Raw genomic sequence first — 16,077 nt, 5'->3', positions numbered from 1 at the left:
AAGCCGATCTTCACTTCTTCGGCGGATGCGAGGCTGCTGAGGCTGCTTAAAGCAACGGCGGCGGCAAGGACGCGTAGAGCTTTTTTCATGAACGACACCTTTTATTGTTATTGAGCGGTAAAAGTTCTAGTCGTGATACATCACAGACCGCCCGCCATCGATCATCAGGCAGGTGGCATTGATAAAGGGCGCCTCGTCGGTGGCCAAAAACAGCGCAGTCATCGCCACCTCCACCGGCTGGCCGATGCGTTTGGGCGGGTGCAGGTCAAATGCGCGCTGGCGCTCGGCGTGGGGGTCGGAAAAACCGTTCCAGTAGTCGACGTTGAGTTGGGTTTCGATATAGCCCGGCGCGATAGCGTTAACGCGAATGCCCTTGGGCGCGTATTCGATACCGAGGGCTCGGGTGAGGCCGAGCAAGCCATGCTTGGCGACGGGGTACGGGAAGCAACCAGGAATGATGTGGCTGGAATGGGTAGAGGCGATATTGATGATGTTGCCGACGCCCTGCTCAATCATGTGCGGTAGCACCGTGCGGCAGCCAAACCAGGCGCCGTCGAGGTCAATGGCGAAGCAGCGGCGCCAATCTTCGTCGGTCATCTCCAGCGGGTCGCAGAACACATTGACGCCAGCACAGTTGACCAGCACATCCACGCGACCAAAGCGCTCAATGGCCACATTGACCAGCGCCTGCCATTGCTCTTTTGAAGTGATGTCGACGGCTTGCGCGTAAATCTGCGCACCGCGTTCGCGCCAATGGGCGGCCACCTTCTCGACTTTTTCACCCTGAATATCGGCGATAACCAGGCGCGCCTGCTGGGCCTGGAAACACGCGACGATCGCTTCGCCAATGCCTTGGGCGGCGCCGGTAATGATCACCACCTTGCCTTTGAGCCGCTCGCCGTAAGTGGGCTCGGGCACGGCGGGGAGTGACAACGGTTGTGCCTGCATCGCTTCACCTGTTTTATTTTTGGTAGTGAGTGCTGATGCCGCCGACTATAAACCCAGACCCAGAAACATCTCAATATATAAATTTGCATCCCATATTGTGAGCTTTTACATAAAAAAACCGGCCCTGGATTGGCCGGTTTTGTAGGCGGGATGACAATCAGCCCAGGGCAAAATCCCGTAATGCATCACCTTCCATGCGATAGCGCACCCACTCTTCCTGGGGCTGGGCGCCGATGGATTTGTAGAAGGCAATCGCTGGCTCGTTCCAGTCCAGCACGCTCCACTCGAAGCGCGCGCAGCCGTTATCAAACGCGATCTTGGCCAGGTGGCGCAGCAACTTCTTGCCCGCCCCGCCACCGCGCTGCTCGGGGTTGATATAGAGGTCTTCCAGGTACAAGCAGTTGCTGCCCAGCCAGGTGGAATAGCTGAAAAAGAACACCGCAAAACCAATCGGCAGCCCATCGCGCAAGCAGATCAGGCCATGGGCGGTGGCGCCCTCGCTGAACAGGCTGCGCTGGATATCCACCACGCTGGCGATCACTTCATGCCGGGCTTTCTCATACTCGGCGAGTTCGGTGATGAACGTCAGGATCTGCGCAGCATCGCTGGGCACGGCGGGGCGAATCTCGATGGTCATGGGCAAGCCTTGGGCAATTTCAAAGCCGACATACTAAGGCGCTTTGATGACTGATTGCAGCGCATTTTCATGGGCCGTGCAGTTACGCCGGCCTGCGCTGCTGCAAGCACCCGCACGCACACGACAAAGCCGGGGGTGGCGCGGCGGGTGTGGTGAGGGGCCGCGCCACACAAAATCTTACAGGCGCGCTGATACCGTTCGTCGCCATCAAGGCACCATCAACAAACGGCAACTGACCAATAGAGGGTAAGGACATTAATTCTATGGAGATATCCTCATGAAGCCTTCCAAGTTTGCTGCCTTCGCCCTCACCGGCCTGCTGTCCGCCGCATCGCTGAGCGCCGTCGCTGCCAGCTCGACCACCGGCCCGACCGATCCTACGCCTGACGCCACCACCGAATCGCAAAAATCCATGGGCACCGGCCTGGACACCAATGGTGGCGCAGTCATTGATAACGCCAACGGCGCCGACCCGCATACCAAGGGCCACGACACCGAGCGCCAGGCACCTGCCGCAGTCGGCAACGGTAAAATGGGCCCGTCGATCAATGAGCCGAAGATCAACAAAGGCGACGACTCGAACCTGCCCGGCGCGCCGAAACAACCTGCGCCTTAAGCACTCGACCGCAAGATGAACACCCGATCATTTCCCAGTGAAGAGGTACGCATGAACGTCGATAGAAACCTTGAAAAAGAAGTCCTCACCCGCCTGCTGCACGCCCACCCACAAGGTTTGGGCAAGGAGGTGCTGGATAACTACCGCGGCGAAAAGGAGGTCGCCAGTGTGTTGGCGTTCCTACAGGACCGCGGGTTTATCAAGGATGGGCATGTGACCACCGACGACGCCGGTGAATACTCGCTGAACTTGCCGATCAAGCTGACGGCATCTGGAGTGGATGAGGCGCGCAAACTGGACGCCGGTCAGTAGCCTCCACACCAACCAAATGTGCGAGGGGGCGTGCTCCCGATAGCAGTATGTCAGCCACCTGTTCATGGGCTGATGCACTGCAATCGGGAGCACGCCCCCTTCCACATGTCTGCTCCGCGCTCAGTGAGTGAGCAAAGCGTCAACTTCGTCGGTGCCGGGCGAGGTGGCCGGGCCCCAACGGGTCACCGCCAGCGCCGCCGCCGCATTCGCCCGACGCGCTGCCTCACACGGTGTCAAACCCGCAGCCAAACCTGCGATAAACACCCCCGCATGCGCATCACCCGCGCCATTGCTATCCACTGCCCTCACCTTAAAGCCTGGCACATGGTCGGCATGTCCGTGGCGACTGACCCAACAGCCGTTCGGTCCATCACGCACCACCAGCAGCGCGCCATCAGGCAGATGCCGATTGAGGTCCAGCAGTGCGTCCGCCAGTGTTTTCGCACCGGTAAACGCCAAGGCTTCCGGGCCATTGCTGGTCCAGATGTCGATACGTGGCAGCAAGGCAATCATCAGTGCAGAATCGGGCGCCTTGACCAGCGGGCCCGGGTCGAACACCACGGTGATCGCGCGGGGTAACGCCAGTAACCAATCGAGCAACGCCTGCGCTTTGCCTTCCAGCAGCAGGCTGTAGCCGCTGACGTATACATAATCATCAGCCTGGGGAACGACGCGCGCTAAGTCATCGGCAGTCAAGTCACCTTCAGCGCCGATATGGGAGATGAAGGTACGCTCGGTGGTGGCCTCGGTCAGCGAGACACACAACCCGGTGTCCTTGCCCTCACTTGCCGCCTGGGCCACTTCCACGCCCTCGGCCTGCATCGCCGCGCGGGCCAGGTCGCCAAAGCGGCCGTTGCCGTGGCGCCCTAGGTAAACCACCGGCAACCCATTGCGTCGTGCCGCCGCCATCACATTGAAGCCGCCGCCGGCTTCGAAACCGGCGGACTTGGCGAGCACGTCGCCGCCGGTGGCGGGCAAGGTATCGAGGGCCATGACCAGGTCAACAATGACCTGGCCGGTGTGCAGCAATCTAGACATTGGGGCTCTCTACTAACGCTGGGCGACGATCAGCCGCGCCGCCCAGTACGGCATAAATCCCGCCGGCCACCAGAAAGGTGACAATCCAGCCCAGGCCGTTGTGGCCCAGCCAGGAGTCGGACAGCGGCCCGGCGAACCAGATATTTTCGGCGGTGGTACCGATGGTGGTGAAGCTAAAGCCCAGCACAATCGCCACGGCCCACGCGCCGAACGCACGCCACTCCACACCGCCGCGATACCAGTAGGCGCTGCTGGGGCTGACGTCCAGCAGATCCTTGGGGCTGTAGTAGTGACGGTGGATCAGGTCGACCACAAAGATCCCGACCCACGCGGTAATCGGCACCGCCAGCAACGAGATGAAGGTGATGAACGGACCGTAGAAACTGTCGGCAATCAACATGAAGTAAATCGAACCGGCGAAGATCGCGACGATGTCGACGATCACTGCGTGCACGCGCTTGACCTTCAAGCCGAGGGTCAAGGTGGTGAGACCGGCCGAGTATACCGACAGGTTATTGGACAGCAGCAAACCGCCAAACGCGGTGATCAGGTACGGCACGGCCATCCAGGTAGGCAGCATGTCCCGGATCGCGATGATCGGGTCGGTGGCTGAGGCCAGGTCGTTGTTGCCCACCGACAGCAAGCCGCCGAGGGTGATGAGCAGTACCAGCGGAATGCCCGCACCAAACGCGGCGGATGCCACCAGACGCACGGCCTTGACGCTGCGGTGCTGGTAGCGCGACATGTCGGCACCGGCGTTGGCCCAACCGATACCGGTGCCGGCGGCCATGGTGCCTATGCCGATGATCATTGCGCTCAGCGGTGCGGGTGTGGCGTTGAACACGGCGCTCCAGTCGATGGTGGCGCAGAGGAAGCCGCCGACCAGGATATTCAACGCACCAAACACGTACGTGGCCCACTTCTGGATGACCAGCAGGGTGGCATGGCCCAGGCCGGAAACGGACAGGGTCAGCAACACGAAGATGGCAATAAAGATCAGGGTCAGCACCGGCGCGCTTTTGGCCTCGACCGGCGACCCGAACAGGATCGAACACAACGACAGCAGCACAAAGGCGGCGGTGGTGGTGTTGACGGTTTCCCAGCCGAGGCGCGACATCAGCGACACCAGCGTTGGGCCGATATTGCCACGCACGCCGAAGATAGCGCGGGACAGGGTCAGGCTGGGTGCCCGGCCACGACGGCCAGCGATGGAGATGATGCCCACCACCGCGAAGGAGCCTGCTGCGCCGAGGATCGCCACGATGATCGCCTGCCAGATTGCCAGGCCACGGAACGCCACCAGCGTCGCGCCGAGCGGCAAGCCGAGGATGCTGATGTTGGCGGCGAACCACACCCAGAACAGTTGCAGCGGATGGCCATTGCACTCGCCTTCGGGGACCGGTTCGATGCCGCGTGTTTCCAATTGTCCGGCGCTTTGGCCGGAAGAGGTGCTGCTCATGAGGGGGTGCTCCTGGTGCCGGTATTGTTGTGGTTGTGGCAGGTGTGCAAGGTGAATCGGTCTTCCCAACTGTCCTGACTCAGCGCATTTTCAACAGATCTTCAACCAACGGCTGCAAGTCCAACCCATTCACGGCCTTGATCTGTTCGATCATTGCCGCAGGCCAGCACTGCATGCCTAAACAGGCGCCGAGCATTGCACCCAGAATCGCCGCAATGGTGTCGGTGTCACCGCCAAGGCTGGCGGCCAGGCACAAAGCCTCGAAGGCGTTCATATCCCCCACTGCCACTTGCTGGGCGAGGGCAAACGACACCACCACCGACTCCTGGGAGGCGACTGAGGTGCCGATCAATTCGTAGAGCAGTTCAGCAAACAACGCTTTGTCACCGCTGCCGACACTCAGAGTGCGCGCCCAACTGATACGGGTGGAGATACGCCCGCCAGCAATCCAATGACCGTGGCCTTCCGCCTGTCGGGCGATCTGGGCGCCAATATTCAACGCTTCGCCGAGGTCCGCACCGTTGATACCGGCTGACACCACCGCCGCCACCGCCGCTGCACTGGAGATGCCCAAGGTGGTGTTGTGGGTGACCTGGCACGCCTGGATGACCGCCTGGATAAACGCTGCCGGGTCGCTGACATCGGCGGCGATTCCCACCGGCGTGATGCGCATGGCGGCACCGTTGGTGGTGCCGTAGCGGCCGGACTCTTCCGGGGTATGACCGGCAAGGATCATGTCGATGGCACGCTTGGTCGACGGGCCGAGCAGGTCCTGGGAACCCTTGGCACGCATCACCGCTTCCCAGTCGATCAGGCGCTGGGCGAGCACGGTGGGCTCAATCTTGCCTTGGCCTTCAACCAGCAACTCGCCGACCAAAATTGCCTGTTCGGTGTCATCGGTAATGGAACCGGCGGGCATGTTCGGCGCGATAGGTTGGTCGGCACCGGCATCTTCCAAGGTGGTGATAGCACCGAAGCGCTGTCGCACCTGCTCGCGGCTGAGGGACTGAGTAGGCATGCCCAGGGCATCACCCAGCGCGAGACCGTAGAAAGCGCCAACGGCGCGGTTATTCGAGGTCATTTCGACGATCCAAATTGCAGGTGCAGGCGAAAGTGCAGAGGGTCAAGCAAGCTTTCGACGTGCTCCATGAAACGCTCGCGCCGGTCATAGGTGGTGCGCGATGCCTTGAGGAATACGGTCCCCGCCGGGCGACCGAGCAGTTGGGCGTCTTCATCGCTGAGGGGTTCGGCGCCGATCCACTGGTCACCTTCGGCGCCGACATAGCCGTAGGCCGCCAGGGTGATGGTCAGGGAATTGTCGATCAGGCCGACGCGGGGCAGGCTTTCCAGGCCACCGGACGCTGGCATCAACGAACGTTCAAGGGACACGGCGGTACCATCGGTGGTGCGCCGGCGGCGGTCGAGGGCGATAAATTGATCGGTGCCGAACCGGCTGAACAGGTCGGGGCGCGTCACCGCTTCCAGGCGCAGGACATCGGTGGTCACCAAGGCGCCATTGTCCGCCAAGGCCTGGGCCCACCCGCTGTTTTGATCGAGCACCATGCCGTCAAATGTGACGATGGAGCCGACGCCGCTCTGGGTCGCAATGTAATTGCGCCGCTTGAGTTCGGCCAGGGCTTCGCGCAGGGTGCCGCGGCTGACTGCAAACTCTTCCGCTAGTTGGTGCTCGCCTGGCAGCAGGAAACCGTCGGCCATCACCCCACCCTCGATACGGCGGATGAGCTCGTCGACGACGCGTTTTTTCTTATCAAATCGAACATGTCTAATCATGTACAAATTGATAACCGAAAGCGCCCGTTAGCAGCAAGCTTATTATTTCAAGAAGGTGAAAAAACCGGCCTCAAGGTTCCACGCCGATCGGGAAAAACTCGCCACCGCTCCACACGCCCAGCCAGTTCTGACCGTTGATCGGACGGCTTACAGCAAGCTCGACCAATTGATAGAACACGTTGCGGTGCACCAGCGCTTCGAGGTTGGTACGCACCCGTAGATAGGGCGCAGGTTCCTGGGTGACGGGGTCGATGACCACCCGCATCGGGTGTTCGATATCGGCTTCGATCTGTTCATCGACGTTGGTGGTGAAGCGCAGCAACTGGCTTTCACCCTGCCCTTCAACCTCCAGGGTCAACGCGACAAAGGGCGCATCATCGACGGTGATGCCGACTTTTTCCACGGGAGTAATCAGGAAATAATCATCGCCATCGCGGCGAATGATATTGGAGAACAACTTGACCATCGGCTTTCGCCCAATAGGCGTGCCTTGGTAGAACCAGGTGCCATCGCGGGCGATGCGCATGTCGATGTTGCCGCAGAAGTCCGGGTTCCACAGGTGCACCGGTGCCGGTCCCTTGCCTTTGGGCAGTTGGGCCAAAAGGTCGTTGGCCTTGGCGGAATCGGTCATGGGGTCCTCCCTTTTTTTGATCTGGCCTTACTGATCGCTCATACCCAGCAGGCCTCGGGCGTACTGCGCCAGCGGGCGGGCAATCAAGTCTTGTGGCCGATTGTCGTGGAACGTCAGTAAACCGCCACGACTGCGAATGCGTGCAGTATCAATCAAATACTGGGTACTGGTCTCGATCAACATGATCTGGATTACGCCACTGTCTAGCCCTACCCGGTCCAAGGCCTCTTGATCGGCCCATTCGTCGGCGTTGCCGATACGGTCATCTGCCTTGGCGAATCGGCAGTACAGCAGGTAATGGGCGCCTGCCGCACGAGCTTCGGCCATCGCCTGTTCCAAACCTTCGGGCTGACGGGCGCGGCGCACCATGGGGAAGTATTCGACGAATCCGTTGAAGGCTTCTTCGGCCACCACGTTCGGTCGCGGATAGGCGCTGCCCGGCGGCACGAAGGCACCCTGCGCGATGAAAACAAAGGAGTCCGGCTGTATGCGAACCGAGGCGGTACGGCGGGTATCACTGTGGTCAAGCAACCCGGCGTCGCTCATCTGATAGCGGGTGCCTTCGGCCATATCGCTGACGGTCATGCAACCACTCAGCGTCAATGACGCCAGCAACAAAACCAGATTACGCATCCTAATCCTCCAGAAGCCGGTGACGGAAAACCGGCGAATGGACGTGAGATGCAGGTTCTGCGCCAGCTTGAAGGCAACTCCCATATTGGGTGATGGGTAACCTTGGGATAGCGTTAGCCGCCGATGATCTTCATGATCGTCGCGCCGCCGGAGAATGCCACTTCCTGTTTGTCGCCCAGGGCTTTCATCAGCAAGCCTTGCAGCGCCGGCAGTGCCTGGTGGCGCGGTTTGTCGAGCAGGTCTCCGACATAGTGGCGGTTGCTGGAAGACAAGCAGCCATGCAGCCAGCCGGTGGACGACAGGCGCAACCGTGAGCAGGTACGGCAGAATGGAACGCTCTCGTTGGCGATCACGCCAAAGTAGCCTTTGCCCGGTACCTCGTAGCGAACTGCGGTTGCGTCCACTGGTGCGTTGGCTTGCAGGTATTCGTGATGTTCGCCAATCAGGCTGAGCAGTTGCTGCAGGCTGACGAATTGCTGCAGGAACGCGTTGGAATCCTTGGCCAGGTGGCCCATGCGCATCAACTCGATAAAGCGCAGCTCGTAACCACGCTCCAAGCAGTAGTCGAGCAGCGGTATCACTTGGTCGAGGTTCTGGCCGCGCAACGGCACCATGTTGACCTTGATCTTGATTCCTGCAGCGCGCGCTTGGTCCATGCCATCGAGCACGGTGGCCAAGTCGCCACCACGGGCGATGCTGCGGAAGGCGTCCGCGTCCAAGGTATCGAGAGAGACGTTGATACGCCGAATGCCGGCATCCACCAACAGCGGCAGTTTGCGCGCCAGCAACTGGCCGTTGGTGGTCAAGCTGATATCGCTGAGACCCATGCCACCGACTGCGCTCATGAAGGCTTCCAGCTTGGGGCTGACCAGCGGCTCGCCACCCGTGATGCGCAGTCGGTCGATGCCCGCCGCTTCGATCAGGTAAGCCACGCCACGGGCCATGGCCTCGGCCGAGAGTTCGTCTTGGGCAGCCACCAGCCGCTTGCCGTTGGGCACGCAGTAGGTACAGGCGTAGTTGCAGGCTGAAGTCAGGCTGATCCGCAAATTGCGAAAACGCCTGCCTTGACGATCAACGATCATGGATCACTCCGGCAGAGGATGATTCGGGCGCGCTAAAAACTGACTGATAAATCAGCTTTTAGCAAGGTCCTTGCCTGAGTATATTCCTGGGGTACTACGCCTGGCAGTAAAGATTACGACGCAGGCGTCTCAACGGGCGCAGACTCGACGGCTGCTGGCTCGGCGCTATGCTTGCGCTTGTTGCCCATGCGTACGCCAATGTCCATCAGGAACTGGAAGAAACCTTCCTGGTCTTCCAGCACATTGCTCCAGAATGGCGAGTGGTACAGCGCCACGGCGCCGTGCACCAAGGCCCAAGCCGCGCAATAGTGGAAATAAGGAGGTACGTCTTCAAGCTTGCCTTCACTGATACGGCCCTTGATCAACAGGGTCAGGCGTTCGAAGTTCGAGGCGCGGATCTTGTGCAGCTCTTCGACCATCTCTGGCACCTGATGGCCCTTGACGACCTTCTCCTCCAGGCGGTCGAACAGGCGATAGCGCTGCGGATCACGCATACGGAACTCGAAGTAGGCGCGGGACAGCGCTTCCTTGTCTTTATCGACATCGGCCGAATGCAGCAGCTCGTTCAAGTCGCGCTCGTAGTCGAGCATCAGGCGCAGGTAGATCTCCGCCTTGGACTTGAAGTGCTTGTAGATCGTACCTTTGCCGATACCCACGGCATCCGCGATCATCTCGACGGTGACGCTGTCTTCGCCTTGTTCGAGGAACAATTTGAGTGCGGTGTCGAGAATTTCCTGCTCACGGCGGCGAAACTCACGGACCTTACGGGGTTCTTTGTGCATGAGGAAGAGGTCTGCAAAGGTCGGAATAGGGAGGGTTGCGCATGACCAAGATTACATGGCGATACGATTTACCCAGTGCGAGGGATTATCCCGACTGAACGGTCGTTGGGCAACGTCTATGTGAACCCGCCATGCACTTTACTTTCAGACTGCCAACGATTTCATGGCTATCAGTCAGAAATAATACGCAACAACTGCACCCGTGCACCGGCCTAATGAGAACTCAAGCGAAGCGCGTGTATTCCAAATCTGTTTAAAAAACGATCAGTCGCGACTGGACTGAATCAGATACTGATCAATACTTGAACTGTCGGCGTAACATCTCCCCCAAGTGAAGCGCCGACCTGGGTACCGACGGACTGTGTGCCCTTGCTTTACTCCTAATGGTCTTAACCCGGATTCACCCCCCAGAACCCGGGTTTTTTTTGCCCGCAATTTGACCCTGGATCTACGAAGCGACGTGAGCCAATGGAAACAGGCGCTTGAAGTTCTCGGTAGTCTGTTGCGCAAAACGCTCGTAGGACTCACCCCGCAGCATCGCCAGATAATCCGCCACATCACGCACGTACTCCGGCAGGTTCGGCTTGCCGCGATGGGGGATGGGCGCCAAGTACGGCGAGTCCGTTTCCACCAACAGGCGATCGGCCGGGACTTGGCGGGCCACGTCACGCAACGCGTCGGCATTGCGAAAAGTGACGATACCCGACAGGGAGATATAGAAACCCAGGTCCAACGCCGCCTTGGCCATGTCCCAGTCTTCAGTGAAGCAGTGCAATACGCCGGCCTGGGGCAACGCGGCTTCGCGCAGCAAGGTGAGCGTGTCGGCACGGGCGCCGCGGGTATGGACAATCACCGGTTTGCCCGTCTGCTGGGCGGCTTGCAGATGCAGGCGAAAGGATGCCTGCTGCAACTCGGCAGCTTCGGGTTCGTAGTGGTAATCCAGGCCGGTCTCGCCGATGGCCACTACACGCGGATGGTTGAGTTCGCCCAGCAGCCAGTCGAGGACCGGGGCCTCGCCAGGCTTGAGGTCCAGCGGGTGGATACCCACTGAGCAATCCACGTCGGCATAACGATCAGCCAAGGCTTTGACGTCGGCGGCGTTGTCGGCGCTGACGCCGATGCACAGGAAATGCCCGACTCCGCGCTGGCGAGCCGCTTCCAGGGCGGCATCGAGGGAGCCGCCGTGCTGGGCGAGGTCAAGACGATCAAGGTGGCAGTGGGAATCTACGAGCATAGGAAGTTACAACTTGAGTCACGGAAAGTGTCTGGCCGACGATACATCCGTCGGTCACGGAAATTAACGGCGGCCGAGCAAGCCCACCCACTGCACCAGCAGCGCTTCAAGCAACAGCACACGGTTGAGGTTGGCCTTGCCGAGCACTTTCTGGCGCTGGGCGAGGATCCAGTCCTGGATGGACAGCACCTTGTCCTGCGCGCTTTTCTGCGCGAGATACTGCACCACCTTGCGCATGTCCTGCAGGCCCAGGCCATTTTCATCCTGGGTCAACTGATACCGCAGGATCAGGCTCGACCAGTCGCAGAACCAGTCGAACAGCAGCAACAGGGGAATGTCTTTCCAGGCGCTTTCGGCCAGTTGTGTCGCAGACAGTTCCTGCTTGAGCAGTTTTTTAACCCCATCCACCACCAGCGCGCGCTGGTCACGCACGCCTTGGGCTTGCAGCTTCACGGCCGCCAAGGGCGAACCGGCGGCCAGGGTCAGTAGTTCGACACGTTCATCGGCGGAGCAGTCTGGCAGTGCCTGCGCCAGCCATTGCAGGCTAATCGCCTCGCTTGGCAGCGGACAGGCCTGCTGCACGCAGCGGCTGCGGATGGTCGGCAACAGGCGGCTTGACTGGTGGCTCACGAGCAACAGCACAGTATCGCCGGAGGGTTCTTCCAGGCTTTTGAGCAGGGCGTTGGCGGCGTTGATATTCATCGCTTCTACCGGCTCGATCAGCACCACCTTGCGCCCGCCCATCTGCGCGGTTTGCACCACGAAGCTGACGAGATCACGTACTTGGTCGACCTTGATCGCCTTGTCGGCTTCCTCGGGCTCCAGCAGGTAATTGTCCGGATGGCTGCCAGCCTTGAGCAACAGGCAGGATTTGCACTCGCCACAAGCCTCCAAGTTAACCGGACGCTGGCACAGCAGGCTGGCCATCAGGCGCTCGGCAAGGGCTCGTTTACCAATACCGATTGGCCCATGCAACAAGTAGGCATGAGCATGCTGGGCGCGGCCGGCTAACTGTTGCCAGAGACTGTCCTGCCACGGGTAGGCTTCAGCCACGGGCGCGCTCCAACAGTGTTGGCAACAACCCGTCGATGGCCTGCTGCACCTTGGCCAACGGCTGGGATGCGTCAAGCAGGTGATAGCGAGCAGGTTCGACCTGAGCACGTTTGAGAAACGCGCTGCGCACAGCATCGAAGAACGCCTGGCCTTCGAGTTCGAAGCGATCGAGACGACCACGAGCACTGGCGCGGGCCATGCCCACTTCTACGGGCAAGTCGAACAACAGGGTCAGGTCAGGACGCAAATCACCTTGCACGAACGTTTCCAGGGTAGCGATGCGCGCCAATGACAAGCCGCGGCCGCCGCCCTGGTAGGCGTAGGTGGAATCGGTAAACCGGTCGCAAATCACCACGGCACCGCGGGCCAGGGCCGGGCGAATCACTTCGGCCAGATGTTGTGCCCGGGCAGCGAACACCAGTAGCAGCTCGGTGTCCGGGTTCATCTGTTCTTCGCCTGGAGCCAGCAACACTTCACGGATGCGCTCGGCCAAAGGCGTACCGCCGGGCTCACGGGTCAACACCACCTCGATGCCTTCGGCACGCAAGCGCTCTGCCAAGTAATCGCGGTTGGTGCTTTTGCCGGCGCCTTCCGGGCCTTCCAGGGTAATAAACAAGCCAGTCACAGGCAGTCCTTAGTCAGAGTCATTGCGGGCTTTGCGGCGCGATGGTGTCCAGCACGGGCTCGGCGGGCGCTTCCGTTGGCGGCGTTGCATCTTCCGGAGGTTTTACCACCGGTGCCGGACTGGAGCGGTAATCGGCACGGCGTTTGAGCTGGAACTCACGCACGGCGGCATTATGCGCACCCAGGTCATCGGAGAAAATATGACTGCCATCGCCACGGGCGACGAAATACAGGCTGCTGCCAGGCACCGGGTTCAATGCGGCATGGATCGCCTCGCGGCCGACCATGGCGATTGGCGTCGGCGGCAGCCCGGCAATCATGTAGGTGTTGTAAGGGTTGGATTCCTTGAGGTGAGCGCGCGTCAATTTGCCGTTGTAACGCTCACCCAGGCCGTAGATCACCGTAGGGTCGGTCTGCAGCAGCATGCCGATCTTCAGACGGCGGACGAACACACCGGCAATCTGGCCACGCTCCTCCGGCACACCGGTCTCTTTTTCCACCAGAGACGCCATGATCAGCGCTTGATAAGGGTCGGTGTACGGCACATCGGGGGCGCGCTTGCTCCATTCCTGGGCCAGTACGTCGTCCAGGCGGTTGTAAGCTTTTTTAAGGAATTCGACGTCGGTCATGCCGCGCACGAATCGATACGTATCCGGGAAGAATCGCCCTTCGGGAAACACCCCAGGGTGACCAAGTTTCTCCATCACTTCGCTGTCACTCAGGCCGGAGAGGCTCTGTACGATCTTTTCATGCTTGGCCAGGGCCGAACGCACTTGGCGGAAGTTCCAGCCTTCCACCAGTGTCAGACTGTATTGCACCACGTCGCCACGCTGCCACAGGCCGATCAGGCCTTCAGCGGTCATGCCGGGCGTCATTCGGTATTCGCCGCTATGCAGCGGTTGGCCGTCGAGGTTAAAGCGCCAATACAGACGCAGCCAGAAGGCTCCATCGATCACGCCGTCGGCTTCCAGTCGATTGAAGGTGCCGGTCGGAGTCGCCCCTGCCGGCACATCGAGCAACTGCTCTTGGGTCAGATTCAGCGGCTGCTTCAAGGCAGCGTCGTATTTCCAGGCGCAGACCCCCAACAGCAAAGCCGCCGAGAACAGACCGATCAGCAGCAGTACAACCAGTTTTCGTATCAACTCAGATATCCAATAGCGCGCGAACAATGCCCTGCAGTTTACGGGTGAGCGGCCCAACCGGCCAGCTCATCGCAGCACAGCCGCGCACCGGCCAAATGCCATACACGCTGTTACAGACAAAGACTTCGTCGGCCTGCCGCAGTTGCTCGACAGTGATGTCGGCCACGGCCACCGGGATGCCCAGCGATTGTGCCTGGTCCAGGATCTCGGCACGCATCACGCCCGCGACACCGCAACGCTTCAGATCGGCGGTTAGTAACAAACCGTTACGCACGAGAAACAGATTGCTGAATACGCCCTCAATGACGCGGCCGGACATATCAAGCATCAAACCTTCGGCATGTTCGACATCTTGCCATTCGGCACGCGCGATCACCTGCTCCAGGCGGTTAAGGTGCTTCAGGCCGGCCAGCAAGGGCTGCTCCGCCAAACGGGTAGCGCACGAAAACAGGCGAATGCCGTCGGCTCCATGGGCGTGGGGATAGGTGGCGGGCGGACTGCCCTGCAGGATACGGCGCACAGGTGCGTCGGGATTGATGCCGTAACCGCGCAGGCTGTCGCCACGGGTAAGGATCAGCTTGAGGACACCGTCACCGAGGGCGGCGGCATAGGCAAGCACTTCGTTGCGGATCAACCCGAGATCGACCACGAACGCAAAGCGCCTGCAGCCCTCATCAAGGCGCTGCAGGTGGCGGTCGAGTAGCAGGGGCTGCCCGGCCTTGACGGCGACGGTCTCGAACAGGCCATCGCCATACGCCAGGCCGCGATCTTTCAGGGGCACGTTGTCCGCTGGCTGACCGTCGACCCAGCTGTGCATCACTCGGCGTACCGGCGGAACACCAGGGAACCGTTGGTGCCACCAAATCCGAACGAGTTGGAGATCGCAACGTCGATCGGCATCTGTTGCGGCTCGTGCGGTACGAAGTTCAGGTCGCAGCCTTCATCCGGCTCATCCAGGTTGATGGTCGGCGGAGCGACCTGATCCTTGATGGCCATCACGCTGAAGATCGCCTCGACCGCGCCCGCCGCACCCAGCAGGTGACCGGTCATGGACTTGGTGGAGCTGACAGCCAGCTTGTAAGCGTGCTCGCCGAACACCGACTTGATGGCCTCAGCTTCCGCCAAGTCACCGGTCGGGGTCGAAGTGCCATGGGCGTTGATGTACTGCACCTGATCGACATTGACCTTCGCATCACGCAATGCGTTGGTGATGCAGCGCGCAGCGCCGGCACCGTCAGACGGTGGCGAGGTCATGTGGTAGGCGTCGCCGCTCATGCCAAAGCCGATCAGCTCGGCATAGATGGTGGCTCCGCGCGCCTTAGCGTGCTCCAACTCCTCCAGCACCAGGGCACCGGCACCATCGGACAGTACGAAGCCGTCACGACCCTTGTCCCATGGGCGGCTGGCGCGGGTCGGCTCGTCATTGCGGGTCGACAGCGCACGGGACGCGCCAAAGCCGCCCATACCCAGGCCGCAGGCTGCCATTTCGGCACCGCCGGCGATCATCACGTCGGCTTCGTCGTAGGCAATGTTGCGTGCTGCCATGCCGATGCAATGCGTGCCGGTGGTGCACGCAGTAGCGATGGCGTAGTTCGGTCCCTGTGCACCCAGGTGGATGGACAGGAAGCCGGAAATCATATTGATGATCGAGCCAGGCACGAAGAACGGTGAAATTCGACGAGGGCCAGTATCGTGCAGCGTGCGGCTGGTTTCTTCGATATTGGTCAGACCACCAATACCAGACCCCATCGCCACGCCGATGCGCTCACGGTTGGCATCAGTGACTTCCAGGCCGGCGTTACGCACTGCCTGAAAACCGGCTGCCAGGCCGTATTGAATGAACAGGTCGAGTTTGCGGGACTCTTTGATCGAGAGGTATTCCTCGACATTGAACCCCTTTACCGAGCCGCCAAAACGGGTGGAATAGGCAGAAAGGTCCGTGTGTTCGATCAGACCAATACCACTGCGGCCAGCCAGAATGCCCTGCCAACTGCTCGGCACATCCGTACCCAGTGGCGACAACATACCCATACCGGTGACTACGACGCGTCTACGCGACACAGCACTCTCCTTTTTCTAATGACGACACTTTGCT

The 16,077-nt window shown here is 60.5% G+C and carries 18 protein-coding genes; 2 read left to right on the top strand and 16 right to left on the bottom strand.

What is annotated here, in order from left to right; translation table 11 throughout:
- Positions 1-126 precede the first annotated feature (126 nt).
- Positions 127-948, bottom strand: coding sequence for an SDR family oxidoreductase (locus BW43_RS14625; RefSeq protein ID WP_032886824.1), 822 nt, complete (start codon positions 946-948; stop codon positions 127-129).
- 157 nt (positions 949-1,105) lie between these two features.
- Positions 1,106-1,585, bottom strand: a complete 480-nt coding sequence (locus BW43_RS14630) for a GNAT family N-acetyltransferase (protein WP_032886823.1) — start codon at positions 1,583-1,585, stop codon at positions 1,106-1,108.
- A 277-nt stretch (positions 1,586-1,862) separates the two neighbouring features.
- Here BW43_RS14630 and BW43_RS14635 point away from each other — a divergent pair, with 277 nt between their 5' ends.
- Both BW43_RS14635 and BW43_RS14640 read left to right on the top strand, forming a co-directional pair.
- Positions 1,863-2,201: a hypothetical protein gene (locus tag BW43_RS14635; protein ID WP_032886822.1), complete on the top strand. Its 339-nt coding sequence runs from the start codon at positions 1,863-1,865 to the stop codon at positions 2,199-2,201.
- Between the two features lie 51 nt (positions 2,202-2,252).
- Complete coding sequence (locus BW43_RS14640; RefSeq protein WP_032886820.1) at positions 2,253-2,513, top strand: hypothetical protein; 261 nt, start codon at positions 2,253-2,255, stop codon at positions 2,511-2,513.
- Positions 2,514-2,633: 120 nt separating this feature from the next.
- On the opposite strand, the gene BW43_RS14645 is transcribed toward BW43_RS14640, so the two are convergent.
- The 14 genes from BW43_RS14645 to fabF form a co-directional block, all read right to left on the bottom strand.
- Positions 2,634-3,551 carry a PfkB family carbohydrate kinase gene (locus BW43_RS14645; protein WP_032886819.1) on the bottom strand — a complete coding sequence of 306 codons (918 nt, stop codon included), beginning with the start codon at positions 3,549-3,551 and terminating at the stop codon, positions 2,634-2,636.
- Complete coding sequence (locus BW43_RS14650; protein ID WP_032886818.1) at positions 3,544-5,010, bottom strand: cytosine permease; 1,467 nt, start codon at positions 5,008-5,010, stop codon at positions 3,544-3,546. Before BW43_RS14650 ends, BW43_RS14645 begins: the two co-directional genes overlap by 8 nt.
- Before the next feature lie 79 nt (positions 5,011-5,089).
- Positions 5,090-6,091, bottom strand: coding sequence for an ADP-ribosylglycohydrolase family protein (locus tag BW43_RS14655; protein ID WP_032886817.1), 1,002 nt, complete (start codon positions 6,089-6,091; stop codon positions 5,090-5,092).
- On the bottom strand, positions 6,088-6,801 hold the full coding sequence (locus tag BW43_RS14660) for a GntR family transcriptional regulator (RefSeq protein ID WP_032886816.1): 714 nt from the start codon (positions 6,799-6,801) through the stop codon (positions 6,088-6,090). Before BW43_RS14660 ends, BW43_RS14655 begins: the two co-directional genes overlap by 4 nt.
- A gap of 70 nt (positions 6,802-6,871) precedes the next feature.
- On the bottom strand, positions 6,872-7,432 hold the full coding sequence (locus BW43_RS14665; protein ID WP_032886815.1) for a DUF1285 domain-containing protein: 561 nt from the start codon (positions 7,430-7,432) through the stop codon (positions 6,872-6,874).
- 27 nt (positions 7,433-7,459) lie between these two features.
- Positions 7,460-8,065 (bottom strand): DUF4823 domain-containing protein, encoded by a 606-nt coding sequence (locus BW43_RS14670; RefSeq protein WP_032886814.1) that lies wholly within the window; start codon positions 8,063-8,065, stop codon positions 7,460-7,462.
- Between the two features lie 113 nt (positions 8,066-8,178).
- Positions 8,179-9,147 carry a GTP 3',8-cyclase MoaA gene (locus BW43_RS14675; RefSeq protein WP_032886813.1) on the bottom strand — a complete coding sequence of 323 codons (969 nt, stop codon included), beginning with the start codon at positions 9,145-9,147 and terminating at the stop codon, positions 8,179-8,181.
- Between the two features lie 113 nt (positions 9,148-9,260).
- A complete protein-coding gene (locus tag BW43_RS14680; RefSeq protein ID WP_032886812.1) occupies positions 9,261-9,929 on the bottom strand; it encodes a TetR/AcrR family transcriptional regulator in 669 nt (222 codons plus the stop codon).
- Positions 9,930-10,377: 448 nt separating this feature from the next.
- The gene (locus BW43_RS14685; protein ID WP_032886810.1) at positions 10,378-11,163 is read right to left on the bottom strand and encodes a TatD family hydrolase; all 786 of its coding nucleotides are present in this window, start codon (positions 11,161-11,163) and stop codon (positions 10,378-10,380) included.
- Positions 11,164-11,226: 63 nt separating this feature from the next.
- Entirely contained in the window at positions 11,227-12,216 is a 990-nt protein-coding gene (locus BW43_RS14690; RefSeq protein ID WP_032886809.1) for a DNA polymerase III subunit delta', read from the bottom strand.
- A complete protein-coding gene (gene tmk, locus BW43_RS14695) occupies positions 12,209-12,841 on the bottom strand; it encodes a dTMP kinase (protein ID WP_032886808.1) in 633 nt (210 codons plus the stop codon). Before tmk ends, BW43_RS14690 begins: the two co-directional genes overlap by 8 nt.
- 19 nt (positions 12,842-12,860) lie before the next feature.
- Entirely contained in the window at positions 12,861-13,982 is a 1,122-nt protein-coding gene (gene mltG, locus BW43_RS14700) for an endolytic transglycosylase MltG (RefSeq protein ID WP_032886806.1), read from the bottom strand.
- Position 13,983: 1 nt separating this feature from the next.
- Positions 13,984-14,799 (bottom strand): aminodeoxychorismate lyase, encoded by an 816-nt coding sequence (gene pabC / locus BW43_RS14705; RefSeq protein ID WP_032886805.1) that lies wholly within the window; start codon positions 14,797-14,799, stop codon positions 13,984-13,986.
- Positions 14,799-16,043: a beta-ketoacyl-ACP synthase II gene (gene fabF / locus BW43_RS14710; protein ID WP_032886804.1), complete on the bottom strand. Its 1,245-nt coding sequence runs from the start codon at positions 16,041-16,043 to the stop codon at positions 14,799-14,801. The genes pabC and fabF overlap by 1 nt, the downstream gene beginning before the upstream one ends.
- Positions 16,044-16,077 lie beyond the last annotated feature (34 nt).

This window comes from Pseudomonas sp. RIT357 (genome assembly GCF_000632245.1).
Lineage (GTDB): Bacteria > Pseudomonadota > Gammaproteobacteria > Pseudomonadales > Pseudomonadaceae > Aquipseudomonas > Aquipseudomonas sivasensis.
This window is presented reverse-complemented; position numbering and strand designations above follow the sequence as displayed.